The sequence below is a fragment of the Ilumatobacter sp. genome, from assembly GCF_030065885.1.
Classification (GTDB): Bacteria; Actinomycetota; Acidimicrobiia; order Acidimicrobiales; family Ilumatobacteraceae; genus Ilumatobacter.
In genome coordinates this window covers 22,974-47,231 of record NZ_JASJCS010000031.1, presented here as the reverse complement: position 1 = coordinate 47,231, position 24,258 = coordinate 22,974, and the positions used below count along the sequence as shown (strand labels likewise).

The 24,258-nt window shown below is 69.9% G+C and carries 23 protein-coding genes and 1 pseudogene; 13 read left to right on the top strand and 11 right to left on the bottom strand.

The window, feature by feature from the left end:
* From QNJ12_RS23715 to QNJ12_RS09210, 3 genes and pseudogenes are all read left to right on the top strand, one after another.
* Positions 1-171: pseudogene (locus QNJ12_RS23715) on the top strand (4-hydroxy-2-oxovalerate aldolase); the annotation flags it as partial.
* Complete coding sequence (locus tag QNJ12_RS09215) at positions 171-383, top strand: 2-hydroxymuconate tautomerase (RefSeq protein WP_300621962.1); 213 nt, start codon at positions 171-173, stop codon at positions 381-383. The pseudogene QNJ12_RS23715 and the gene QNJ12_RS09215, both read left to right, overlap by 1 nt.
* A gap of 106 nt (positions 384-489) precedes the next feature.
* A complete protein-coding gene (locus tag QNJ12_RS09210) occupies positions 490-1,617 on the top strand; it encodes a hypothetical protein (protein ID WP_300621959.1) in 1,128 nt (375 codons plus the stop codon).
* 1 nt (position 1,618) lies between these two features.
* Here QNJ12_RS09210 and QNJ12_RS09205 read toward each other — a convergent pair whose 3' ends face one another.
* Together QNJ12_RS09205 and QNJ12_RS09200 are read right to left on the bottom strand one after the other, a co-directional pair.
* Positions 1,619-2,311, bottom strand: coding sequence for a VOC family protein (locus QNJ12_RS09205; protein ID WP_300621956.1), 693 nt, complete (start codon positions 2,309-2,311; stop codon positions 1,619-1,621).
* 46 nt (positions 2,312-2,357) lie between these two features.
* Positions 2,358-2,786 (bottom strand): nitroreductase family deazaflavin-dependent oxidoreductase, encoded by a 429-nt coding sequence (locus tag QNJ12_RS09200; protein WP_300621953.1) that lies wholly within the window; start codon positions 2,784-2,786, stop codon positions 2,358-2,360.
* Between the two features lie 240 nt (positions 2,787-3,026).
* On the opposite strand from QNJ12_RS09200, the gene QNJ12_RS09195 reads away from it, so the two are divergent.
* On the top strand, positions 3,027-4,766 hold the full coding sequence (locus QNJ12_RS09195) for a hypothetical protein (RefSeq protein WP_300621941.1): 1,740 nt from the start codon (positions 3,027-3,029) through the stop codon (positions 4,764-4,766).
* Complete coding sequence (locus QNJ12_RS09190; RefSeq protein WP_300621938.1) at positions 4,763-5,851, top strand: hypothetical protein; 1,089 nt, start codon at positions 4,763-4,765, stop codon at positions 5,849-5,851. The genes QNJ12_RS09195 and QNJ12_RS09190 overlap by 4 nt, the downstream gene beginning before the upstream one ends.
* On the opposite strand, the gene QNJ12_RS09185 is transcribed toward QNJ12_RS09190, so the two are convergent.
* The 4 genes from QNJ12_RS09185 to QNJ12_RS09170 all read right to left on the bottom strand — a co-directional run bounded on the left by QNJ12_RS09185 (position 5,839) and on the right by QNJ12_RS09170 (position 10,661).
* A complete protein-coding gene (locus tag QNJ12_RS09185) occupies positions 5,839-8,424 on the bottom strand; it encodes an AAA family ATPase (protein WP_300621937.1) in 2,586 nt (861 codons plus the stop codon). The two genes, QNJ12_RS09190 and QNJ12_RS09185, sit on opposite strands and share 13 nt — an antisense overlap.
* Positions 8,425-8,485: 61 nt before the next feature.
* Entirely contained in the window at positions 8,486-9,493 is a 1,008-nt protein-coding gene (locus tag QNJ12_RS09180) for an NADP-dependent oxidoreductase (RefSeq protein ID WP_300621935.1), read from the bottom strand.
* A gap of 25 nt (positions 9,494-9,518) precedes the next feature.
* Positions 9,519-10,055 (bottom strand): VOC family protein, encoded by a 537-nt coding sequence (locus tag QNJ12_RS09175; RefSeq protein ID WP_300621934.1) that lies wholly within the window; start codon positions 10,053-10,055, stop codon positions 9,519-9,521.
* 66 nt (positions 10,056-10,121) lie between these two features.
* Positions 10,122-10,661, bottom strand: a complete 540-nt coding sequence (locus QNJ12_RS09170) for a 2'-5' RNA ligase family protein (protein ID WP_300621932.1) — start codon at positions 10,659-10,661, stop codon at positions 10,122-10,124.
* A 123-nt stretch (positions 10,662-10,784) separates the two neighbouring features.
* Here QNJ12_RS09170 and QNJ12_RS09165 point away from each other — a divergent pair, with 123 nt between their 5' ends.
* The 3 genes from QNJ12_RS09165 (at position 10,785) to QNJ12_RS09155 (ending at position 12,980) form a co-directional block, all read left to right on the top strand.
* The gene (locus QNJ12_RS09165; protein WP_300621930.1) at positions 10,785-11,201 is read left to right on the top strand and encodes a universal stress protein; all 417 of its coding nucleotides are present in this window, start codon (positions 10,785-10,787) and stop codon (positions 11,199-11,201) included.
* Between the two features lie 236 nt (positions 11,202-11,437).
* On the top strand, positions 11,438-12,424 hold the full coding sequence (locus QNJ12_RS09160) for an LPXTG cell wall anchor domain-containing protein (protein WP_300621929.1): 987 nt from the start codon (positions 11,438-11,440) through the stop codon (positions 12,422-12,424).
* Between the two features lie 85 nt (positions 12,425-12,509).
* Positions 12,510-12,980, top strand: coding sequence for an SRPBCC family protein (locus QNJ12_RS09155; RefSeq protein ID WP_300621928.1), 471 nt, complete (start codon positions 12,510-12,512; stop codon positions 12,978-12,980).
* A 41-nt stretch (positions 12,981-13,021) separates the two neighbouring features.
* On the opposite strand, the gene QNJ12_RS09150 is transcribed toward QNJ12_RS09155, so the two are convergent.
* From QNJ12_RS09150 to QNJ12_RS09140, 3 genes are all read right to left on the bottom strand, one after another.
* Positions 13,022-13,642 (bottom strand): flavin reductase family protein, encoded by a 621-nt coding sequence (locus QNJ12_RS09150; protein WP_300621927.1) that lies wholly within the window; start codon positions 13,640-13,642, stop codon positions 13,022-13,024.
* A gap of 14 nt (positions 13,643-13,656) precedes the next feature.
* A complete protein-coding gene (locus QNJ12_RS09145) occupies positions 13,657-14,523 on the bottom strand; it encodes a DUF1295 domain-containing protein (RefSeq protein ID WP_300621926.1) in 867 nt (288 codons plus the stop codon).
* Positions 14,524-14,783: 260 nt separating this feature from the next.
* Positions 14,784-15,761: a 2-hydroxyacid dehydrogenase gene (locus tag QNJ12_RS09140; protein ID WP_367281770.1), complete on the bottom strand. Its 978-nt coding sequence runs from the start codon at positions 15,759-15,761 to the stop codon at positions 14,784-14,786.
* A 142-nt stretch (positions 15,762-15,903) separates the two neighbouring features.
* Here QNJ12_RS09140 and QNJ12_RS09135 point away from each other — a divergent pair, with 142 nt between their 5' ends.
* The 3 genes from QNJ12_RS09135 to QNJ12_RS09125 all read left to right on the top strand — a co-directional run bounded on the left by QNJ12_RS09135 (position 15,904) and on the right by QNJ12_RS09125 (position 19,191).
* On the top strand, positions 15,904-17,373 hold the full coding sequence (locus tag QNJ12_RS09135) for a hypothetical protein (protein ID WP_300621924.1): 1,470 nt from the start codon (positions 15,904-15,906) through the stop codon (positions 17,371-17,373).
* Between the two features lie 219 nt (positions 17,374-17,592).
* Positions 17,593-18,600, top strand: coding sequence for a toll/interleukin-1 receptor domain-containing protein (locus QNJ12_RS09130; RefSeq protein WP_300621922.1), 1,008 nt, complete (start codon positions 17,593-17,595; stop codon positions 18,598-18,600).
* An 81-nt stretch (positions 18,601-18,681) separates the two neighbouring features.
* Positions 18,682-19,191, top strand: a complete 510-nt coding sequence (locus QNJ12_RS09125) for a pyridoxamine 5'-phosphate oxidase family protein (RefSeq protein ID WP_300621921.1) — start codon at positions 18,682-18,684, stop codon at positions 19,189-19,191.
* Positions 19,192-19,206: 15 nt separating this feature from the next.
* On the opposite strand, the gene QNJ12_RS09120 is transcribed toward QNJ12_RS09125, so the two are convergent.
* The gene (locus QNJ12_RS09120; RefSeq protein ID WP_300621920.1) at positions 19,207-20,214 is read right to left on the bottom strand and encodes a Gfo/Idh/MocA family oxidoreductase; all 1,008 of its coding nucleotides are present in this window, start codon (positions 20,212-20,214) and stop codon (positions 19,207-19,209) included.
* Between the two features lie 72 nt (positions 20,215-20,286).
* Between QNJ12_RS09120 and QNJ12_RS09115 the strand changes: the two genes are divergently transcribed.
* Together QNJ12_RS09115 and QNJ12_RS09110 are read left to right on the top strand one after the other, a co-directional pair.
* Positions 20,287-21,384, top strand: a complete 1,098-nt coding sequence (locus QNJ12_RS09115; RefSeq protein WP_300621919.1) for a potassium channel family protein — start codon at positions 20,287-20,289, stop codon at positions 21,382-21,384.
* 39 nt (positions 21,385-21,423) lie between these two features.
* Positions 21,424-22,872: an AMP-binding protein gene (locus QNJ12_RS09110; protein WP_300621918.1), complete on the top strand. Its 1,449-nt coding sequence runs from the start codon at positions 21,424-21,426 to the stop codon at positions 22,870-22,872.
* Positions 22,873-23,058: 186 nt separating this feature from the next.
* Here QNJ12_RS09110 and QNJ12_RS09105 read toward each other — a convergent pair whose 3' ends face one another.
* The gene (locus QNJ12_RS09105) at positions 23,059-24,258 is read right to left on the bottom strand and encodes an MFS transporter (RefSeq protein ID WP_300621917.1); all 1,200 of its coding nucleotides are present in this window, start codon (positions 24,256-24,258) and stop codon (positions 23,059-23,061) included.

The following is a 24,258-nucleotide window of genomic DNA, read 5'->3' as shown; positions in this document are numbered from 1 at the left end:
ATGGGCTACGCCGGCGTGTACTCCAGCTTCCTGAAGCACGCGTACCGGGCGGCCGAGCGCTACGACGTCTCGGGTGCCGAGATCCTGATGGAGTGTGGTCGCCGCGGTCTCGTCGGAGGCCAGGAGGACCAGATCATCCAGATCGCGTCGACGCTGGTGGCGGCGAGCTGATGCCGCTCGTCCACGTCCAGATGGCCGACGGCCGCACATCCGAGCAGAAGCGGGCGCTCATGGCGGCGATGACCGATGCGATGGTCGACCACCTCGGCGCGCCCCGCGAGTCGGTCCGCGTCTGGATCACCGAGTTCCCTGCGACCGACTTCATGGCCGGCGGCGAGCTGCTCGCCGACAAGCAGCGTCGGCTCGCAGCCGGCGGCGACTGACCGGCACCCGGTCCACCCACGGTCCACCCACGGTCTACCCCCGGTCCGCCGGACCACCACCGGGGTGAACCCGGGCGACGCGCCGCGTGCGCGAAGGTGGGATGCCATGCCGGGATCCCGCGATCACTCGCACCCCGAACCGACCGAGCAAGCGGCGGTCGGCCGGCGCCGATTCCTCGGGATCGCGCTCGGCGCTGCGGCGGGTCTCGCAGCCCACGGGTGCTCGACAACCGCCTCGTCGACGTCGGGCACGAGCCTGCCCGGACCGTCGTCGACGCGGTCGTCGTCGGGTCGGTCCTCGCCCCCACCGAGGCCGACGACGGCGACCGCGGCCGCCGTGGCGGAGACACCCGCCGACGCGAGACCCGAGGCCCCTGCGCAGCCGTCGATCGGGCCCGGCGAGTTCGACGAACCGGCGCGCGTCGACCAGCAGGCCGAGCGGCTCGCCCCGCCCACCCCGCCGGGCGCATACGACCGCGAAGCGCTCTACGTGGCCCTGTACGGCTTCCCCGGCAACAGCATCCTCGGGTCGCTCGGCGAGCAGGGCGTCGACGGCGCCGTGCGGCGCGCGGCCGACGTCGCCGCCGGCTACGAGGGGTTCGGACGGCGGGTCGTCCCGACGTTCGAGATCCTCGCCTCGGTCGCCTCCTCGTCGGCCGGTCCCGACGGCGACTACTCGAACGAGTTCACCCCGACGAGATTCGCGCCGTGGCTGGAGGCCGCGGCGGAGAACGACATGCACGTCGTGTTCGACCTCCAGCCCGGCCGCTCCCGCTTCCCCGACCAGGCGCGCCAGTACGAGGCGCTGTGGCTGGTCCGCCACGCCAGCATTGCGCTCGACCCCGAGTGGCGCGTCGGCCCGAACCAACGGCCGGGCGGCGGGCGGATCGGATCGGTCGACGGCGCCGAGGTCAACGAGACGATCGACTACCTCGACGACCTGATCCGCCGCCACCGCCTCCCGCCCAAGTTGTGCATCGTTCACCAGTTCGCTGACTCGATGATCACCAGCAAACAGCTGATCCGGGGCACCGAGAACGTGCAGGTGCTGCTCCAGATGGACGGCTTCGGGAGCCTCACGCTCAAGCGCGGCTCCTGGGGGCGGATGGTCGACGACCTCCCTGCGGGCGCGTTCACCGGCTGGAAGAACTTCTACGACGAGGACCGGCCGACGCCCACGCCGAGCCAGACGATGGCGAACGATCCGCAGCCGAGGTACGTCAGCTACCAGTGACTCAGCCGTCGGGCTCGACCGGCGGCGTCGTCTCGCTGAACCGCTCCCACACGACGTCGTCGGGCATGCCCATCACGGCGGCGTGACGTCGCGGGTCGCGCTGGGCCCGGACGCTCTCGGGGTGGGGTTCGGTCGGCTGCGGCACCCGGGCGGCCGGACGCTCGAACGGGCCGGGGTGCTTCAGCACCTCGAGCTCCTCATCGGTGATGCCGCACAGACCGGTCACCTCGGGGTCGATCCAGGCGCGCTCGTCGATGCCTGCGCCGCAGGTGATCTCGAGGTTCAGACCCTCTGGCCCGTCGAAGTAGATCGACTGGACGAACCCGTGGTCGATCGGGCCGAGCACCTGGACCCCCTTCGAACGAAGGCGGTCGCGCATCTCGAGCAATTCGTCGAACGCGTCGACGTGGAAGGCCACGTGCTGCATCGTGCCGCCGCGCACCTCGCCGCCGGGGCCGTCGGCATGGCTGACGCCGAACTCGACGTCCTTGTCGTTGTTCGGATGCTGGACGAACGCGACGTAGCTGTCGGGCGCCAGCTCGACGAACCCGTGGTAGGCACCCTCGACGCCGTGCATCCAGTAGAGCGCCTTGAGCGGCAAGCCGAGCGCGTCGCACCAGAACGCGAGCTGACGCTTCATGTCGGTGGTCGACAGCGCCAGGTGGTTCACACCTCGCGGATGCAGGTGGGCCATCGGATTCCTCCTCTGGTGTCGTTCGTCTTCTGGTGTCGTTCGTCGGTCACTCGACCGGTTCGAGGAGGACGACGGGGATCTCGCGGTCGGTCTTCGATTGGTAGTCGGCGTAGTTGCGGTACGTCGAGGTGATCTGCTCCCACAGGTCGGCGCGCTCGTCGCCCTCGGTCACCCGGGCGGTCATCTCGCGGGTGCCGGACTCGGTACGCACCGTGACCGAGGGGTCGTCGCGCAGGTTGAGGTACCACGCCGGATGCTGATCGTTGCCCCCCGCCGAGGCCACGATCGCCATCGTGTCGCCGTCGGACCACGGCGTCGTGAGCAGCGTCGAACGGCGCTGACCGCTCTTGCGGCCGGTCGTGGTCAGCTCGACCACCGGCATGTTCGCGACGCTCCACCCGAGGCGGCCGCCCGACACCGTCATCAGCGTCTTGTGGATCTGGTTGGCCGTCTTGAGCACGAAGTTCGAGGGCATGCCTCCAGTCTTCCAGGCCGCGGGTTCGTCCCGCCGAGCCGGGCTCGGCTCGCGACGCCGGCCCTCGCGGCGTCGTCTGGCACCGATCGACCGGGCACGGGACCGTCGCCCGCGGCTCACACCTCGGCGCGACCCCAATCTGAGTGACGCGTTGCGCCGAAATGAGCATCGATCACCGATGACGGCGGCCTGTGCGAACCCGTACGTTCGCACGATCACACACAAGACGGGAGAACCATCGTGACGGAACCGCTCATCAAGCTCGACCAGGCCGGCCAGGCGCCGGTGCTGCGCTACGACGTTCCCGAGCCGACGTTCTACTTCGGGCGGAACCTCATCGAGCTCGACTTCCCCACCGAGTACTTCCTCGAGCTCGCCGGCGAGGACCCGATCGTCACCGACGACGACGTTCCGGCCGACGACACCGAGCCGGATCCCGGCTGGGTCGAGGACATCATCCAGGGCACGATCAACGACGCTCTCGTCGACATCGGGAAGATGCCGATCGACACCGAGAAGGACCGCTACCTCAAGGACATCAAGGCCGCCGATCTCGACACCGGCCCGCTCGACCCCATCGGCTCGGGGCCGGAGGAACCCGGGGATCCCGGCCCGAGGTCGCGCCTCGCCGCGGACCGGTCGACGACAGGCGGATCGAAGCCCACCACCCGCTCGACGGCGACCGAGCAGGTCGATCTCGCGACGGTGCTCGGGCTCGACGCTGATGTCGTCTCGGCCAACCTCGCCGACGGCAAGCGGCCCGTGGTCGTGAGCACGGCGAGCGGCGGCGCCACCGTGGTGTACACGCCGATCGATGCCGACCACACGCCCTCGATCTACCTGGTCGAGACCTACCGCATGTCGAACTACACCGCCGACTACGGCGCCGGCCGGACGATCAACACGTCGACGCTGCACCCCGGCGAGCGCCAGAAGATCTCGATCAAGTCGTACAAGAACATCGAGTCGAAGGTCAGCCAGACCCACAGCCTGTTCGACTCCTATACGACGACGACCGAGGACACGTTCGAGACGTCGGTCCAGAGCGAGAACTCCGACACCCAGGCCAAGGAGAAGACCTCCGCCTGGAACGTCGAGGCCGAGGCGTCGGGCAACTGGGGCGTCGCATCGGCGTCGGTGAGCGGCGGCGCGTCGGGGAGCACCAACTCGGCGCGGGAGACATTCGCGTCGAACGTGTCGTCGGCGTCCGAGAAGCACGCCGCCACCGCCTCCGGTCAGCGTGACGTCGAGGTGAACACCACCTCCGAGGTGAGCGCGGAAGAGGGCGAGGAGACCTCGATCGAGCGCGAGATCGAGAACGTGAACATCAGCCGCACGCTCAACCTCGGCTTCCGGCAGCTGATCCAGGAGTACGTCAGCATCCTCCACCTGATCGACGTCCGCGTCGCGTTCTACAACGGCTACGAGGAGACTCGCATGGAGGTCGCGCTCCCCGACCTCGACAAGCTGCTCGACTACTGCGTCGCCAAGGACTCGTACAAGGACGAGATCCGCGCGACGATCCTGTTCGCGCTCGGCAACATCGTCGACGACGCGGGCGAACTGCACCAGGACTTCGTCAAGACGACGAAGTATCCCGAGCTCGACGGTTCGATCACGGCGGTCCACAGCATCGACCCGTCGAAGCAGTCGGTCTACACGCTGCCGTCGGGCCGCGAGTTCGAGGTGCCGGGCATCGTGATGGCCGGCAACGTGGTCAGCTTGCGCACCGACGGCGTGATCGTCGACGCGATGCTCGGGGGCGGCGAGGCGCTCGACGAGTATGCGATCGAGCTCCAGCAGGAGCGGGTCGCGACGCAACGTCACGACAACGCGGCACGGGTGCTCGAGAACCGGAGGGTCGCGACGGCCCTGGACATCGTCGAGGCCGCCGACGAGACGAAGGCGGCGATCTTCGCCCAGGTGTTCGGCGTGGGTGCCGTGGACGCCGAAACCGAGACCGAGACCGAGGCGGCATGAGCGGCGTCGAGGAGCGGTTGCGGGAATCGGACGACCGGGTGGCGGACCTGATGCGGTCCGCCGCTCAGGGGGTCATGGTCCGACAGTGCATCGCCAACCGCAAGCAGGCCTACGCGACCGAGTACCCGGGCGCCGACGGCGACACGCTGTTCGAGCTGATCGGACTGTCGCGAGAGGAGGCGGCCAACCTCGAGTGCAACCCGGACGATCCGATCGTCGACCACTACCACCGCTACCGCGCCGAGCTCGAGGGCCGCGGCGATGTCGAGGCGCTCGGCCGCTTCCACCAGCACGTCGACGGCATCTACGTCTACATCCGCTCCGGGCTGAAGGACGACTCGGGCTTCCGCGACGTCGGGTCGTGGAAGATCGATCGCACCGACACGGACTTCGAGTCGGCGAGCCTCGGCTGGCTGACGCTCGCCGGGCTGCACGCCTACAGCCTCGGGCCGAGTGCGCGGAGGTCGCTCGAAGCCGACGCACGCGAGCAGGTGATGGGCCAGCTGCACGACATCGGCGTCGCGCTGCGCACCTCGGAGTACTTCTCGAACGACGGCAACAAGTACCTCGGCAACTCGACCACCTACGGGTGCATCCTCGAGCTGCTCGCCGACCCGTTGGCCGACGTCCGCTACTTCACCGTGTCGGACTACGCGAACTTCGAGCGGGCGTTCAACGTCGATGCGCTGGTCCGTGAGCCCGGCTGGGGCGAGCTCTACGCCACGGTCGTCACGAACCGCGGCTCGCTGGTGTCGAAGTCGGAGGCCGAGCGACAGTTCGGCGACCTGGTGTTCGCCGGCATCGCACTGCCCGAGTTCAGCAGCGACCTCCGCGCCGACGTCGAGACGTCGGCGGGCACGTGGCTCGACGACGAGGGCGAGATCGACTACCGCGCCGTCAGACGCACCATGGACGCGTTCTACACCGAGTTCGAGAAGGCGATCGACCACGTGAAGGGCAAGGCAGGCATCACGAACTCGATCGAGGGCGACGACCTCGAGCCGCTGTTCATCATGGACCGCGGGCTCGACACGCTGTCGAACGAGCCCTCGTCGCCCTACTCCTGCCGCGACTACACCTTCTGAATCGCCCTGCGATGCACCGCGACCGCGTCGCGGCGGGACTCGACACCGAGCTTGGTGAGGATCGCCGCAACGTGGTTGTCGACGGTGCGGACCGAGATGACCAATCGCTCCGCGATCTCGGCGTTCGTCAGGTTGCCGGCCAGGAGTCCGACGACCTCCTCCTGACGCCGCGTCAGGCCGAGCGGGTTGGAGCGAGTCGTCGGTCGGGGCCCGCGCGGGACCCCGGACACGCCCCGCTCGCGCAGCATGTGGCGGCACCGCCTGGCCGTGGCGGACGCACCCAGCTCCTCGAGCACGAGCAGGGCCTCCGAGTGCAGCCGCTCGTCGTCGGTCTCGACCAGCTCGAGCGCTCGCTCATACGGCTGACCGCGGTCGTGCCACAGGCGGGCTGCCGCGAGATGATCGCCACCGATGCCCACGGCGAAGGGCTCGGGGATGCTGCGGGCCGGTACCGACGGCCCCTCGACACGGGCCATGGCGCGAGCTGCCTCGCCGAGCAGGTAGCGGTTGCCGCTGCGGTCTGCGCGTTCGGCGAGGTCCCGAGCGAGCGTGCGCACGCGTGCGTCGTCGCCGTCGAGCCATGCCACGTCGAGCTGGGCGGCGCCTGCCGCGGCGATCCGGTTGATCTCGTCGGTGCGCTCGGCGATCGCCCACGCGCGATCGATCAGTTCGCGACCATCCTCGTCCCCACGGCGGACGAGGATCCGGCCGAGGTAGGCGAGCAACGCGGCGAGCGTCACGCCCTCGTCGTTCTTGGCGAGCAGCTCGCGGAACCCGAGCTCGGCGCGGTGCCAGTCGCCGAAGTAGAAGCGGAGCGTGTTCGCGTGCGTGCCGGCGTGGAACGCGCCGTGATCGATGCCGTGCTCGCGTGAGATGCGCTCGGCGAACTCGATGTGTGGAGCGGCCTCCCGCAGCCGCCCGAGCCCCATCAGGCTGACGCCGAGGTTGTTCGCGATGCGGAACTGGTACTCGCCGTGGTCGATCGCACGGGCGAGCTGCAGTCCGCCTTCGAGATCGTCGAGGCCGGCATCGTCGCCCGCCCCGATCCGGCAGATCCCCAGGTAGTTGAGCGCGAGCGCCCTGATGTCGTCGCGCCGACGCTCGAGCGCGATCGACAGCGCGCGCTCGCAGGCAGCCCGGCCGGACTCGAAGTGCCCGCGGGTGGCGTCGTGGCGACCCACGACGCTGTGTGCGAGCGCGAGGTCGTCGGTCGCCCCGAACGGCTCGAGCAGCTCGACCGCTCGTCTCGCCTCCGCGATCGCCCGCTCGGGCCGCGCGGTCATCAGGCGCATGCGAGCCGCGAGGGTCAGCGCGCGGGCCCGCTGCCGGTCGTCCTCGGCGCGTTCGACCGCGGCATCGGCATGTTGCACACCGTCGGCGAAACGGTTGCTGACGTAGCAGGAGTGCGCAGCCAGCTCGTGCAGTGTGCGCGCAGTCGACGCGACGAGGTCGGCGCTGCGCTCCAGCGCCAGCTCGGCCATGCGGATCGCCTCGCGATGGGAACCGGCCTTGGCCGCCTCGACCGCGGCCAGCGGCGCCTGGCGCACGACCACCTCGGTCGCGCCGGCGTTCACGGCGTGGTGGACCAGTCGGGCGGAGTCGGCGCCGGTGGCATCGAGGAGCGCGAGGACGCGCTGGTGCAGGTGCTGCTGCTGCGAGCCCGACAGCGTCTCGACGATCGCTCGCCGGGCGAGCTCGTGCCGGAACGACACCCGCCCGCCGACCACGGCGATCATCCCTGATCGCTCGGCCTCGTCGAGATCGTCGGGGGCGACGCCGGCCATCGAGAGGGACGACGTGCCGACGTCGACGGGCATCACGGCCAACAGCTCGAGACAGCGCTGCGCTCGGTCCCCGAGACGACGGTGCCGCCCGAGGACCGCGTCGCGGACGCTGTGCGGCACGGCCTCCTGCGAGGACGGCGCGAAGTCGTTCGCCGAGGCGAGCACCTCGGACAGGTAGAAGGGGTTGCCCCCTGCGGCGGCGACGAGTTCGTTCGGGTCGATGCCGGCATCGACGGCGAGCCGGCGGACGACCTCGTGCGAGAGCGGTCGGAGCGGCAGGCGCACGCAGTCCGGGCCCGTGAGCCCGCCGAGCAGCCGCGTGAGCGACGGGTTCTCGTCGGCGGGCGCGGCGCGATAGCTGACGATCAGCACACCCGCCAGCCGCGAGATGCGCGTGGCGATCGTGCGCACGATGTCGAGCGAGGCATCGTCGGCCCATTGGGCATCGTCGACGACGAGCACCAGCGGGTCGGCCGGGTCGGACATCGCTCGGAGCAGCGACTCGATGATCGTCTCGCGATCGCTCCGCGCGTCCAGGCCCTCGAGATCCGAGCTCGCGCTCCGCGCGATGTCGCGGAACGGCCCGAGGGTCAGCGGCGAGATGAGGTCGTCGCACGTGCCGACCGCCGAGCGGAGCACGAGCCCCCCGACGTAGTCCCCGATCAGCCGCGTCTTGCCGATGCCGGCCTCGCCGGACAGCAGCACGACGGTGCCGCACCCGCCGGCGGCTCGATCGGCTGCGTCGCGTAGGACGCCCAGCTCGGCCTCGCGCTCGAGGAGGTCGTCCATCTCGCGATGGTACAAGTGGGCGGCAACCCGATTCCGCCGGATTCGCGGGTCGCTGCGCGCGTCACGCCGGGTCGGGGCCGACGCGGACCATGCGCTTGCCGCGGTTCTCACCGGCGAGCAGGCCGATCAACGCCTGCGGTGCGTGCTCGAGGCCGCCGACGACGTCTTCGACGACCTGCAGCTGCCCGGAGGCCGCCCAGGCGCCGAGGTCGGCGATCGCCGCGGCGTCGTGCTCGGGGAAGTCCATCGCGATGAAGCCGCGCAGGGTGAGCCGCTTCGTGACGATCAGGCCCGGCACACCGCGCGGGCCGGTCGGCGACGGGCTGTCGTACTGCGAGACCGCACCACAGCACGAGATCCGGCCGTGCAGGTTCATCGCGAAGAGCGCGGCCTCGAGGATCGGGCCGCCGACGTTGTCGAAGTACACGTCGACGCCGTCGGGGCACCGCTCGCGCAACGCTGCCGAGAGTCGCTCGTTCTTGTAGTCGATGCAGGCGTCGAAGCCGAGCTCGTCGACCACCCACGCACACTTCTCGGGCCCGCCGGCGATGCCGACCACGTGGGCGCCCTTGATCTTGCCGATCTGGCCGACGAGCGAGCCCACGGAGCCGGCGGCGGCCGACACGAGCAGCGTCTCGCCCTCGTCGATGCCGAACAGCGTCAGGAGACCGTGGTACGCCGTGATGCCGGCGATGCCGAGCACCGAATGGTGATGCGTCAGCGGCCGGTGATCGCCGACCGGCCGCACCTGTGCGGCGTCCATGGCGGCGTACTCCTGCCAGCCGAGCTCGCCGGCGACGACGTCGCCGACCGAGTGCGCCGGGCTGTTCGTGTCGACGACCTCGCCGATCGCGTAGCCGTGCATGACCTGCCCAGCTTCGACCGCCGACTTGTAGGTGGCGCCCTGCATCCACGCGCGGTTGGCGGCGTCGATCGACAACAGCACGTTCCGCACCAGCACCTGCCCGTCGGCGACCGGCGGGACGTCGCCGGCGCGGATCTCGAAATGGCTCTCGTCGAGCTTGCCGCGGGGCGTCTCGGCGAGCAGGACCTGCGTGTTGGTCGTCATCCGGTGGACCGTACCGCCGGTTCCGTCACCCGCTCTCGCCGAACGCCTCGGCCTGCTGCTCGCGGTACTGCTCCATCGGCATGAATCCGTCGACGGCCTCGAACTCCGCCCGCACGGCGGACAGGACCTCGTCGGCGCTCAGCGTCGGGTCCCACGACGAGATCTGGGGCTGCCGGACGTGCCACGGCGTGTCGCAGAACACCTCGATCCCGTTGCCCTCCGGGTCGGCGAAGTACACCGAGACCGCGTTGCCGTGCGTGACCGGGAACCCCGGCCCGACGCGGTCGTCGGCGGCGACCCAGTCGTGCACCGCCTTGACGTCGTCGATCGAGTCGACCCGGAAGGCGTTGTGGTCGAGGCTGCCGGCCTCGACCGACGTGCGTCCCTGCATCAGGGCGAGCTGGTGGTGGTCGGTCGAGCTCCCGCTCAGGAAGACGATCTCGGTCGACCGACCGACCTCGCCGCGATCGGCGACCCGGAAGCCGAGCGCGTCGCAGTAGAAGTCGGCCATCGCGTCGAGATCCCGGACTCGCAGCACGCAGTGCGACCAGCGAACGTTCATGAGGTGCCTCCACACAGATTCTGCGGCACGCTCGGCGACGACGGCGAGTTCGAGATCTGGCCGTGCTCAGGCGACCCCTGACGAACCGAGAGCGAAGTCCCGCACGTGCTGCCAGCTGTCGGCGTCGTCGGTGCCTCGAAACAACGCGACCGAGCTCACCCGGCACGAGATCGGCAGCGCCGCCTCGACCTCCCGAGCCGCAGCCGCCAACGCGACGGCGTCGCCGTTGTCACCGATCGTGAGATGCGGCACCGGCGGGTCGAACCTGCCCTCGTAGGGCGGCCAGTCCGGCCATCGGCCGACGATGCGCGCCGTCAGGTCGCTGAACCGCGCCGCCGGCTCGGGCCGCACGTAGACCACGGCCGATCCGAACCAACCGATGGCGTCGAAGCTGGCGTCGAACGCCGGGACCGCCGCGAACAGCGCGGTGAGGTCCGCGTCCACGGAGTGCGAGATCTGGTCGAGCGGCATGAACGGGAACAGCACCGTCACGTGCGCCGGCACCCCGAGCGAGCGACCGGCATCGAGCGCGAGGCGAGGACGCTCGACGACCGGGTCGGCGGCCGGCACGAGCACGACGAGCGCCGTCATCGCCTGCTGCGTCACGCCCGGAACCTATCGGCCCGTCGATCGCCGGCCCTTGCTCACCAACACTCGCTCCCCTACGTTCGTGCAAGGCCCCGACGAGCGATCGCGGCCGGTCAGGGGGCGACGGTGTACGAACGGATCGTGGTGGGGACTGACGGGTCCCCCGGCGCACAGGCGGCCGTGGAGCACGCAGCGACGCTCGCCCGCACCACGGGTGCCGAACTGCACGTCGTCCAAGGGTGCGGGTCGCCGGTGGCAATCGCGTCACCGCACGGCGTCGGGGTCGACGTCGATCCGTGCGAGGTCGAGAAGGCCTGCCGTGGAGCGCTGGCGCCCGACACCGAGCGACTCCGTTCGTCCGGCCTGACCGTCGAGACCCATGTGGTCTCGAAGACCGGTGCCGACGCGGTGTGCAGCGTCGCCGAGGACGTTCGTGCCGACCTGATCATCGTCGGCAACCGTGGCATGACCGGCGCCCGGCGGCTGCTCGGCAGCGTCCCGAACTCGATCGCCCACCAAGCGCCGTGTTCGGTGCTGATCGTGGCGACGAAGGCCTAGCGAGCCGCAGCGCCGTCGCGTGATTTCACGTTGTGTCAGACACAACCTGAATTGGCCACGTCGTCATCGCGTCGACGGGCGGCCCAGCTCGCTGTCACCGGCGGGCCGGTCTTAATCGAGTGACAGCACGGCGGCGGTGCAGTACCGTGCAGCCGCGAATCGCGGGCGACGTGGAGGGTGGGACCATGCAGGGCTTCGATCAACGGACAGCGGGACGAGGTGTGCGGCGAGGTCCGGTGATCGTGCGCTCGGCCGCACTCGCGCTCGCTGCCGCGTTGCTGCTCAGCGGATGCTTCCTGCGCTCGATCGCCGGATACGTCGACGACGGCGGCCGGGTGCGCTTCAACGCCAACGTCGAGGTCAGTCGCTGCAACTTCCTGACACAGACGCCGCAGTTCTACGGCTGCACGTACCGCATCCCCGACGGGAGCCCCGCCGGACGCACCTACGTCTCGAGCTTCGAACTGCTCTCGGAGTTCGGCGTGCTCGGTGCGATCATCGACCCGCTGGTGCTCCAAGTTCCCGACGGCGTCACGGTCGTGTCCGCCGTGTTCAACAACGCAGGTGCCGACGAGCCGCTCGTGGTGACCGAGACGGCCAGCTTCCCGGTGACGCCGGGCGTGGCCATCGACGCCGAGGCCGGCACGAAGTTCCTGATCCTCGAGCTCCCCGACGCCACCGCTGCGGCACTGCCCGCCGGGCCGAGCGACATCGACTTCGCAGTCGAGCTCGACACCGGGGCCGCGGCACCGCTCGACGTCAAGCCGATGTTCACGGTTCGCGTCGTCGAAGGCGCGACGACCTACTACGTCCCGACCTTCCCGTGCGTCACGGACTTCGCGCAGGTCCCGACCGTGCAGATCCCGGTCGGGAACCAGCCCCAGGATCTGACTCCAGCGTTCGCTCCGTTCCTCGACACCGCCGAGACGCTGACGTGTTCACAGGTGACCTACGACTTCGCAGCCGGCACGCCGACGACGTCCACGACCACCACGACCACGACGACGGTCGCCCCGACCACGAGCACGGCGTCGCCGACGACCGCCGCACCGGTGACAACGGCGGCACCGACGACCGCCACACCGACCACCGTGGCCGGCGTCCTCCCAGAGACAGGCGACGACACCTCGAACATCGGGTTCGCCGCCCTCGGCCTCCTCGCGACCGGCCTGGTGCTGACGCTGCTCGCCCGCAGACGATCGACCGGCGCCCTGACGCGGTGACCCGTGACGGTGCGAACCCGGCGACACGGCACCTCGGCCCTCGTCAGCCGGTGAGCCCGCAGCACGGATCGGTCGCATGCCGTCGATGACCCAGGCCGATGTCGACTTCGTCGACCGCGCACCGCTCGTGATCACCACCGAGCTCAGCCTGCGGCAACCGCCGCAGGCGGTGTGGGACGTCCTCACCGACAACGAGAGCTGGCCCGACTGGTTCCGGTCCTGCAAGGCGTGTCGCACCACGTCCGAGGCACGGACCGGTGTGGGCTCGACGCGTTGGATCCACGTCGACCTGTTCAAGGTCAACGAGCGGATCATCGCCTGGGACGAGCCGCATCGCTGGGGCTTCACCCTGGTCGACGCCAACGTGCCGATCGCTGAGACGGTCGTCGAGCTCGCCGAGCTCACGCCGGATGGCAACGGGACGAAGATCGTCTACCGCTTCGCCGTCGAGCTCAAGCCGTGGATGCGGCCGCTCAGGCCCGTCATGCGGTGGCGGTTCGAGCGGCTGTTCGCCTCGAGCCTCGCCGGGCTGCAGCCGTACCTCGACGCTCGGTGAGACCCCGCGGGGCCGCGCCGATCGGCTGATCCCCCGGGCGGTCAGGGCGGGCGGACGATCTCGAACAGGTCGGTCGCATGGCTGTACGCGTTGCCGACGTGCCGCCCGACGGCGCGCAGCTCCGCCTGGTCGACGCGGGTACCGTCGAGCAGCCGCTCGGAGACGTGGAACTCGACTGCCTCTCCGATGACGAGTGCGTTGCCGTGCTCGACGTCGCCGATGTCGATGATGTCGCTCACGACGCACTCGATGTTGGCCTTGCACTCGCCCACCATCGGCGGGCGGATCGAGGCCGACGGCACCGCCGTCAGCCCGGCCTCGACGAACTCGTCGACGTCGGCCTCGTGCGTCGCGGCGGTGTCGTTCATCGCAACCGCCACCTCGTCGGTCACGATGTTGATCGTGAACTCGCCGACCTCCCGGACGTTGGCGAGGGTGTCCTTCCGGCCACCACGGCCCGGCGAGAAGACGAACATGGGTGGGACGCCGCTGACGCAGTTGAAGAACGAGTACGGGGCGAGGTTCGGGACGCCGTCGGCGGAGAGCGAGCCGATCCAGCCGATCGGGCGCGGCACGATCAAGCCGGTCGACAGCTTGTAGGGGTCGGCGCCCGTGAGCTCGCTGACCGTGAACCTGCGCTTGTCGTCGACGATGTCGGCCACGTGACTCCTCGTGTCTATCTCGGCGGTCGGGGGATGAGGACCGGCGTGGTGCGGGTGTAGGTCTGGAACGCCTCGTCGTCGCCCCAGCGCTTGGCGGCGCGGCGTTCGAGCATCGGGATGCCGCTGACGCGGGTCAGCAGCAGCGTCACGAAGACCGGCGAGATCAGCACCACCCACCGCCACCCCGACAGCACCGGGAGCGCCATCACGGCGATGCCGGTCCACAACGTGATCTCGCCGAAGTAGTTCGGGTGGCGCGACCATGCCCACAGCCCGGTGGTGATGAACCGGCCCTCGTTGGCGGGGTCGGCCTTGAACGCCGACTTCTGCCGGTCGGCCACGACCTCGATCGCGAAGCCGGCGACCCAGATGATCGCTCCGACCACGGCGAAGGCGCCGAACGACTCGCGCTCCTCGCCGGTGATGACGGCGAGCGCACACGCCACGGTGAGTAGCACCCACAGACCCTGGAGCGACCACGTCATGAGGAACTGCAGCGGGTCCTGCTTGATGGCGTCGAAGCGGCCGTCCTTGCCGGCGCGCCGGACCCGCATGAACAGGAAGCTCCCGAGCCGGAGCGCCCAGACCGCCACCATGAGGGCGACGACGACGGCACGGGTGTCGAGATCATCGCTGAGGGCGACAGCGACGACGACGAGCGTGAGGTAGGTCGCGCTGCCGGTGAGGTCGAAGTAGTGCTCGGTCTTGGCGATGTTGGACGGCACGAAGACGACCCAATTGACGACGAACGACAGCAGCCCGCACAGCGCGAAGACGGGGACGGACCCGACATCGACGCTGCCGTCGCTCCCGGCGAGCGCCACGAGCGCGCCGATGACGACGCTGGCGAGGATGCCGGCGATCGAGTTGCGCGAGGACATCGGGGCGACCCTAGAACCGTTCGCGCGAACACGACGACTCACGCCCGGAACTCTCGGTGGCAGACGATCTTGCCGGAATCGAGAGGTTGGGCGCGACTTTCTCCGTTGTCGCAGCGTCTGTCATGTCGCGACGCGCCCGCCGGCGTCGCGAACAGGGCGGTGTCGCTCCCGAGGCGGCAACGCTCAGCGGCCTGGCGGGTCGACCCCCGCTCGACCCGCCAGGCTTCCGCCGGATCGGGGCCGTTCGACGCCGACGACGCCTAGGCCACGACGTTGTCGCAGGGCTCGCCCGACGTCACCGCAGCGACGTTGGCCAACGTCGTGGTCGCGATCGCCGAGAGCGCCTCGTCGGTGAGGAACGCCTGATGGGCGGTGATCAAGACGTTCGGGAAGGTCAGGAGCCGGGCGAACACGTCGTCGTCGATGATCTCCTCGCTGCGGTCCGCGAAGAACAGCGAGCTCTCCTCCTCGTAGACGTCGAGCGCCAGCGAGCCGATGTGGCCAGACTTCAGGCCGTCGATCACGGCTGCCGTGTCCACGAGTGCGCCGCGGCCGGTGTTGACGAGCATCACACCACGTCTCATCGTGGCGATGGAGTCGGCGTCGATCATGTGGTGCGTGTCGTCGGTGAGCGGGCAGTTGAGGGTGACGATGTCGCTGTCGCTCAGCGCGGTCGCGAGATCGACGTAGTCGACACCGAGGCCGAGGAGGTGCTCGTCTTCGAACATGTCGACGGCCAGCACCCGGCACCGCAGGTGCCAGAGCAGGCGGGCGACGATCGCCCCGATCTTGCCGGTACCGACGACACCGACGGTCTTGCCGGCGAGGTCGAATCCGACCAGGCCGTCGAGAGAGAAGTTGCCGTCGCGGACGCGGTTGTACGCCCGGTGGATGCGACGGTTGAGCGCCAGGATCATCGCCAGCGTGTGCTCGGCGACGGCGTTCGGCGAGTACGCCGGCACCCGGACCACCGTCATCCCGTGGCGGCGCGCGGCGTCGAGGTCGACGTTGTTGAAGCCGGCACAGCGCAATGCGATCACCGACGTGCCGCCGGCGGCGAGCGCGTCGATGACCGGCTCGGACAGGTCGTCGTTGACGAACGCGCAGATCACCTCGGCGCCGGCCGCGAGGCCGACCGTCTGGCAGTCGAGGCGCGGTTCGAGGTACACGATGTCGTGGCCGTGGTCGGCGTTGGCGGCATCGAAGCCCACCCGGTCGTAGGACTTGGCGGAGAACATCCGGATCTCGGTCATCGCCGCCACAGGGTACGGCTGCCGCACGCCACCCGGTCCCCGCGGCCCGCGGGTCGTTCGATGCACCGCTGTCCGTACCTGCCGGTCAGACTGACGAGACCGCCAACGACCCTCCACCGGAGACCCTGTGAGCAGCATCGACCCACGCACCCCCGTCATCGTCGGCGCCGGGCAGATCAAGGACCGCGACCGTGGATCCGAGCCGATCGACCTGATGATGCGGTGTGCCGAGGCAGCGCTGGCCGACAGCGGTTCGGCGGCTGTGCGCGACCGCATCGAGTCGGTCCGGGTGGTGTGGGGTGTGTGGCCGTACCGGGACCCGGGTCGGCTGGTGGCAGACCGCCTCGGCGCCCTGGACGCCAGGACGACGATCACGACCGTCGGCGGCAACCAGGTCTACGACCTCGTGATCGACACGTCGTCGCGCATCGCTCGCGGCGACCTCGACGTCGCCGTCGTCTGCGGGGCCGAGACGATGCGCACCCGCCGCGCCGACCGGGTGCGCGGCGAGCGCTCGGCGTACGTGCCGGAGCCCGAAGGCGCACGACCCGACGAGGTGTTCGGCGGCGACCGGCCCCTCAACACCGACGCCGAGCGCGCGGCCGGCATCGAGACCGTCGCCCGGTTCTACGCCATGGCCGAGACCGCGCTGCGCCACCGGCTCGGCGAGGACGTCGACGAGCACCGCGCCCGCATCGCCACACTGTGGGCGACGGCGAGCGAGGTCGCCGCCGGCAACCCGGACGCATGGAGTCGTGAGCCGGTGACGGCGGAGGAGATCGCGACGGTCTCGGCCTCGAACCGGCCGGTCGCTTCTCCGTACCCGAAGCTGATGACGTCGAACCTCGACGTCGACCAGGGCGGCGCGGTCGTGATCTGCTCCGCGGGGGCCGCCGAAGCGGCCGGCGTGCCGCGCGACCGCTGGATCTTCCCATGGGCGGGCGTCGGTGCCGCCGATCACTGGTACCCGACGAACCGCTGGGCGTTCGACGAGTCGCCGGCCATGAGGTTCTCGGGGACCCGCACGCTCGAGCTGGCCGGGGTCGGCATCGACGAGTGTGCGCTGGTCGACCTCTACTCGTGCTTCCCGGTCGCTGTGCAGGTGGCGCAGCGCGAGCTCGGCGTACCCCTCGATCGCCCCTTCACGATCACCGGCGGGTTGACGTTCGCCGCCGGTCCGTTGAACTGCTACTGCCTGCTGCCGCTCACGAGGGCCGTGAGGCTGCTGCGCGAGGCCCCGGCCGAGCGGGCGTTCCTCACCGGCAACGGTGGATCGTTCACCAAGCACAGCTCGCTCGTGCTCGCGGCCGAGCCGCCGAGCGAGGGCTTCCTGACCAGCGACGTCCAGGCCGCGGTGGATGCGCTGCCGTCGCGCCCGACGCCCGAGTCGGACCCGGCCGAGACGACGCTCGAGACGTACACCGTGACGTTCGATCGGGAGATGCAGCCCGAACGGGCGATCATGGCGTGCCTCGACCCGGTCGGTGGCCGCCACTTCGCGACGTCCGACGACGCAGTGCTCATCGCCGAGTTGCTCGCCGCCGACTGCTGCGACCGCCCCGTGCACCACGACAGCGGCGTGCCGAAGCTGAGCTGAGTCCGCACAGCCGCCACCGACGATGACTCTGCGGCAGACGAAACGACCGAACTCGTCGCTCTCGCTGCCGCACACGCATCAACCGGATTCCGCGGCAGACGAAACGACCACGGATGTCGTCGTGACTGCCACGGAACTCGCGAGCCGTCGAGCCGTCGTGGCTGCGGAGTGACACGAATTCCGCGTCCGACCGAGAGCCACTGCGCGAGACTTCGCTGGGTGGGGGTGAGTCTGTTCGTGAGCTATCGCCGCGACGACTCCAGTTCCGCGTCCGGCCGGCTCGTCGACCATCTCCGCGGCCACGGGTTCGGAAGCGACGGTGACGACCAGATCTTCATGGACATCGACGACATCCCACCGGGCGCCGACTATCGACAGGTGATCGACGAGACGCTCGCCAGGTCCGACGTCGTGCTCGTGGTGATCGGGAGGAGCTGGCTCACGGTCACCGATTCGCAGGGCCGTCGACGACTGGACAGCGTCTCGGACACCCACCGGCTCGAGGTCGCCGCCGCACTCAGGTCGGACGCCCATGTCGTCCCCGTGCTCGTCGAGGACGCTGAACCGCCCCACGCCGACGGCCTGCCGGACGACATCGCCGACCTCGCCTTCCGGAACGCGTTCTCGGTGAGGAACCAGACCTTTGCCGGCGATGTGGCGCGGCTCGCGCCGTCGCTGCAGCAGATCGGGGCAGAGGTTCGGGCGGGACGTGAGCGGGCAGAGCTCGAGGCGCGAGAGCAGGAGGCGCGGGCGAACGCGGTCCGAGTGAAGCGCGACCGGCAGGAGCGCGAGCAGGAGGCCGAGCGCGTACGCGCACAGCAACGCGAGGAGGCTGAAGCCGAGGCTCGGATCCGAAAGGAGGACGCAGAAGCCGACTACTACCAAACACTCACCGAGAAGGAGTCAGCGCCCGCCCAGCGACTCCCCGACCGGTGGCCGACCAGGATTCGGACGGTCACGGCGTGGATCCTCGTTGCCATCGCCGCCCTCCTGCTGCTCATCTCGGTGATCGGCGTGTTCACGTACGACCTCGACTCGCCGGACAACAGCATTTCGTCGCGCACCGAGCTCTTTGTGGCCTTTCTCTTCACGACCGTGCTGTTCGCCGGGATTCCTGCCGCTCTCGCTGTGTGGATCTTTCCCCGGACGTGGAGACGAGGCAACGAGGAGCCGGTGGATCCCTCGTCGGCGCCCGGCAGGACGTGGGAGCCACCCGCATTCCAGTGACGGGGTGCTCATCGACCGCCCGACACCTGCGCGAATCCATCGACGAACCGACCGACGATCGACGTCGGGTACCGTCGCGACATGCCGGAACCCATCGCGCAACGGCCCGACATGGCGGCGTACGGCGTCGACACGCCGGACTGGGAGGCACTGCCCTGGTCGTGGGCACGCGAGCGACTCGACGGTCGCAATTACTGGCTCGCGACGGCCAGCGCCGACGGGCGGCCCCACTCGCTGCCGGTCTGGGGTGTGTGGTCCGAGGAGGATCATCGGTTCTGCTTCTCGTGCGCACCGACGGCGCGGAAGGCCCGCAACCTTGCCGCGAACCCGCAGGTGGTGGTGGCGATCGACGACACGGTCGAGTGCATCTCGATCGAGGGCGTGGCCAGCCGGCTCGACCCCGACGGTGACGCCGACCGCATCGACACCTGGATCGAGCGCTACCTGACGAAGTACCGCCCGATGGCCCCCGACCTGGGCGCACCGTTCCTGCGCCGGAACCTCGTGTTCGAGGTGACGCCCGAGCGAGCGCTCGCCGTCATCGAGCGCGAGGACGAGTTCGCCGCCAGAGCCACCCGCTGGGTCTGGTAGCCGGCAACCCGCCGATCACACAGCCGGCCGCGGTTCGAGGCCCGCTGCCCGGTAGCAGGCGTCGATGATCTCCATGTTGCGGACGCCGTCGTCGGCCGTGGTCGGGAACGGTGCTCCGTCGACGATCGCATCGCGGAAGGCGATGAGCTGGTGGAAGTAGGTCGCCGATCGCTCGATCTCCTCCGACGTCGACCCCGACTCGGTCTCGACGGTGAGCGTCGCGTTGCCTTGCTGCGGCGCCAGCGGGTTCGTCGCCAGCATCGTGCCCCGCTCGCCCGTCACCCGCAGCCACGCCGCCACATCGTCGCCGTCGGCGATCATCGACGAGTGGATCGAACCCGTCACGCCCGACGGCCACCGCAGCTCGGCCCGCAACGAGCCGTCGACGCCCTCGACCGGGCAGACCGCCTCGGCCGACACCACGTCCGGCATGTCCGACGGGTCCTCGCTCGCCGCGAAGCGCACCCACTGGATCGGGTAGCAACCGAGGTCCATCGTGGCCCCGCCGCCGATCGACAGGTCCCAGCGGATGTCGTCGCGTGGGATCCATCCGTCGGGGATGTCGAACACGGCCTCGATCCGATCGATGCGCCCCAACGCACCCGAGTCGAGCACCGACCGGATCTGCCCGGCGTACGGGTGGTAGCGCCAGTGGAACGCCTCCATCACGACGACGTCGCTCGACCGTGCCGCGTCGGCGATCAGGCGCGCATCGTCGGCGTTGGCGGCGAACGGCTTCTCGCACAGCACGTGCTTGCCGGCCTCGATCGCCGCGATCGCCCACGGCCGGTGGAACGACGCCGGCGTACCGATGTAGACGGCATCGACGTCGGGGGACTCGATGAGCTGCTCGTACGAGCCGAACGCCCGGTCGAGCCGCCACTTCTCCGCCGCCGCTTCGGCGCGGGCCCGATCGCGGGCGGCGACGGCCATCAACCGGACACCGTCGACGTCGCGGGCCGGTGCCACCACGGCCCGGTCGGCGATGCGTGACGCAGCGAGGAGACCCAATCGAACGCTCATGCCCGGCGACGCTAGTGCGGCGCCCATCGCCGATCTCCGGCCGTGCGTCACGTCGACTGCGAGGATGAGCGGATGATCGAGCTCGTGGCCGTCGTGCTCGGCGTCGCGATGATCCTCGTCGCACTCGCCGACCTCGTGAACACGTTGATCTCGACGATGACGTCGGCGTGGCGATGGTGGCCGTCCCGCGTGATCGGGCGGAGCACGTTCGTCGTGATCCGCGGCATCGCCCGGCGGATGGACGAGGAGTCGACCGCACGCGAGCGGTTGCTCTCGATCTTCGGCTCGCTGCTGATCATCGAGCTGCTGTTCGCCTGGGCGCTGCTGCAGGTCTTCGGCTTCGGACTCGTGTGGTGGGGGCTCGGCGACATCCCGAGCATCGGCGGGCTGGCCGACGCCTGGTACTACTCCGGCGTCGTGTTCTTCACGGTCGGGTTCGGCGAGATCGTTCCCGGCGAGATCGTCCCCCGCGCCGGGGCGATCCTCGAGGCCTTCTTCGGCGTGATCACGATGGCGCTGGTGATCGGCTACCTGCCGTCGCTGTACGGCGCCTACTCCGATCGTGAGCGGATGTTGATGACGCTCGACGCGGGCACGTCCGACCGGATCACGCCGACGGCCCTCGTCAAGGCGTGGGCGCCCGACGCCGATCCGCGGAAGATCGACGCACAGTTCGAGCGGTGGGAGCTCTGGGCGGCGGGCATCCTCGAGACCCACTCGACGGTGCCGCTTCTGGCCCTGTTCCGCTCGCACGACCGCCACCAGAACTGGGTCACCGCACTCGGCCTGCTGTGCGACGCGGCGCTGCACGCGCAGATCATCGTCGGCTCCACCGACGGCAACGCGTACTGGTTCCTCCGCCGCGCCGAGGCGATCTTCCGCGAGGTGACCAAGGGCGCCGATCTGACCCCGTACGTCGAGGCGTTCGACGCGCAGGACAACACCGACCTGTTCCGCGACCTCTACGACGACCTCACGGCCCACGGGTTCCAGCTCAGGCCGTTCGACGACGCCATGGAGTACGCGCGCACGACCCGACGCAGCTTCGGTCCTGCCATGGAGCACCTGATCGACGACCTCGCCTGCCCCCATGGGTTCTGGTCGACGCACGGCTCGATCGAGCGCTGGTCGGCCCACCACGACCTCGGTGCCGTCCAGCCGCCGCGCTGATCCGATCACCACGGCGCGACCGTCGTACGATCCCCGGCCATGGGGACGATGTCGATCTCACGGGCGATCACGACGCACGCCACCGAGCGTCCGCACGAGCCCGCGCTGACGTGCGGCGACGTCACGCTGAGCTGGCGCGAGTTCGATCGACGGACCAACCGGCTGGCACGAGCCTTCGCCGCCCTCGGTGTCGGGGCCGACGACCTGGTGACGATCGCGCTGCCGAACTCGACGGCGTTCTTCGAGTCGGCGTTCGCCGTGTGGAAGCTCGGCGCAACGCCGCAACCCGTCTCGGCCAAGCTGCCCGACCGCGAGCTGGAGGAGATCGTCGAGCTCGCCGATTCGAAGCTCGTCGTCGGCGTCGACGACGGCCACATCCCGCATCGAACCACGCTGCCCGTCGGCTTCGAACCCGACGCCTCGCACGACGACGGCGAGCTTCCCGACGCGACCACCACCCACTGGAAGGCACCGACGTCGGGCGGCAGCACCGGCCGACCGAAGATCATCCTCGCGACGGTGGCGGGCGAGTTCGACACCGACGCGCCCGGATTCTCGCTGCCGACCGGGTCGACGTGCGTGATCCCCGGCGTGCTCTACCACAACGCACCGTTCTCGATCTCGTCGCTCGCGCTGGTCGGCGGCAACCACGTCGTCAACTTCCCGCGCTTCGTCCCCGAAGCGGTGCTCGACGCGGTCACCGAGCACCGGCCGAAGTACCTCTACATGGTGCCGACGATGATGAACCGCATGTGGAAGCTGCCCGACGACGTGCGAGCGGCAGCCGACATGTCCTCGCTCGAGGTGGCGGTCCACATGGCCGCCCACTGCCCGCCGTGGCTCAAGGAGGAGTGGATCGACTGGGTCGGCCCCGACGTGCTGTGCGAGCTGTACGCCGGTACCGAGGTCCAGGCGATCACGTGGATCACCGGCCGGGAGTGGCGCGAGCACCGCGGCTCGGTCGGCCGACCGATCGTCGGCAAGATGAAGGTCGTCGACGACCACGGCAACGACCTCCCGGCGGGCGAAGTGGGCGAGATCTACATGCTCGCCGACGGGGGTCGCCACTCGACGTATCGCTACCTCGGCGCCGAAGCCAAGCAGCTGGGCTCGACCGACTGGGAGAGCCTGGGCGACATGGGCTGGATGGACGAGGACGGCTACGTGTACCTCGCGGACCGCCGCAAGGACATGATCCTCCGCGGCGGTGCCAACATCTACCCTGCCGAGGTCGAAGCCGCCGTCGACGAACACCCGGCCGTTCGGAGTTGCGCCGTGATCGGCATCCCCGACGAGGACCTGGGCGAGCGCGTGCACGCGATCGTCGATGCGCCGGCCGGCGTCGACGAGGCCGGGTTGCGAGCCCACATGGCCGAGCGGCTCGTGTCCTACAAGTGCCCGTCGACGTACGAGTTCGTCGACGAGCCGGTCCGTGACGACGCCGGCAAGGTCCGCCGCAGCCTCCTCGCCGCGCAACGTTCGGGCTGAGTTCGCGGCCGTGCGTGCCGCCCCGTCGTGAGGCGCCCGTCTCGCCGGTCGGCCGCGTCGCACGGCGGAGGTGGGCCGAGCCCGAACGGCTCGCAGTGTCGAAGCATGGCGCGAAGCGCCATCGCGGAGGCGGCGAGCTCGGCAGGCGAAGCCGAGCCGGCTTGGCCGGTCGGCGAAGCCCGATCATCACGCGTGGCCGGTCACGGCGGTGGCGGGATCGGGGTCGATCGGCCGGGTGCCGCCGGTCCGTGACCGGTACTGCTCGCCGGCCATCGCGTACGCGCCGACGGCCAGGCCGACCATGATGACCGCGCAGACCGTGTAGGCGAGCGTCCGCCCGCCCACCGAGTAGAGCACCCCGGCGAGCACGGCGGTGACGCCGCCCGAGAGCGTCTCGGCCGCGCCGAGCATCCCCTGCGCGCCCGCCTGGCGGTCGGGCGGCGCCGAGATCCCGACGGCGACGCCGGTGCTCGACACGGTGAGCCCGTCGAACACGGCATGCACCGTCCCGACCGTCAGCATCGCCCATGCCGCCGGCAGCACCCCGTACAGGAACATGAAGACGGCGCCGAGCACCAGGCCGAACGGCCCCCAGCGGAACGGGCCGATCCGCTGTGCGAGCCGGCCGCCGTACGACCCGAGGAAGATCAGCGGCAGGGCGAAGATCGAGATGCCGACGTTGGCGACGAACTCGCTCGCGTCGAGGTCGTCGAGCACGATCACCCACAGCGCGTCGAACGTGCCGATCATCAGGAACACCGCCGACCCCATCATCAGGGCAGCGACCATCGGGCGGCTCCGCAGCAGGTCGAACGCGAATCGGGAGGTCGGTGGGACGTCGGCCTCGACGATCGGGACGATGAACACGACCGGTAGGCACACGACGCTCAGCGCGGCGATCACGATGAACGGCGCGGGGATGCCGAACGCGGGGACGAGGATCGCGGACACGACCGGGCCGGTGGCGAAGCCCGCCACGTCGGCTGCGAGCAGCAGGCCGACGTTGCTGCCGAGGTTCGCGGGATCCGCGTTGATGACGATGCGACGGATCGCGGGGAACGCCATGCCGATCCCGATCCCCGACACGAACCGGCCGGCGAGCAGAGGGATCAGCGTCTCGCCCGCCGCCATGACCAGCAGCCCGGCCGTGTTGAGCAGGAGCCCGACGACGACGAGCTGCCGGGCGCGGCCGCGGTCGGCGATCGGCGCGAGGAAGATCTGCGCGAGGAACGCCGAGAGGAAGCCGAGCCCGACGATCAGGCCGAGCCAGTAGGCCTCGATGCCGTATTCGTCACGGAAGTCGTCGAGCACCGTGAACATCACGCCGTATCCCGACGCCAGCAGGCCGGTCATCAGCCCGAACGTGAGGACGCGTGATCGAGGCAC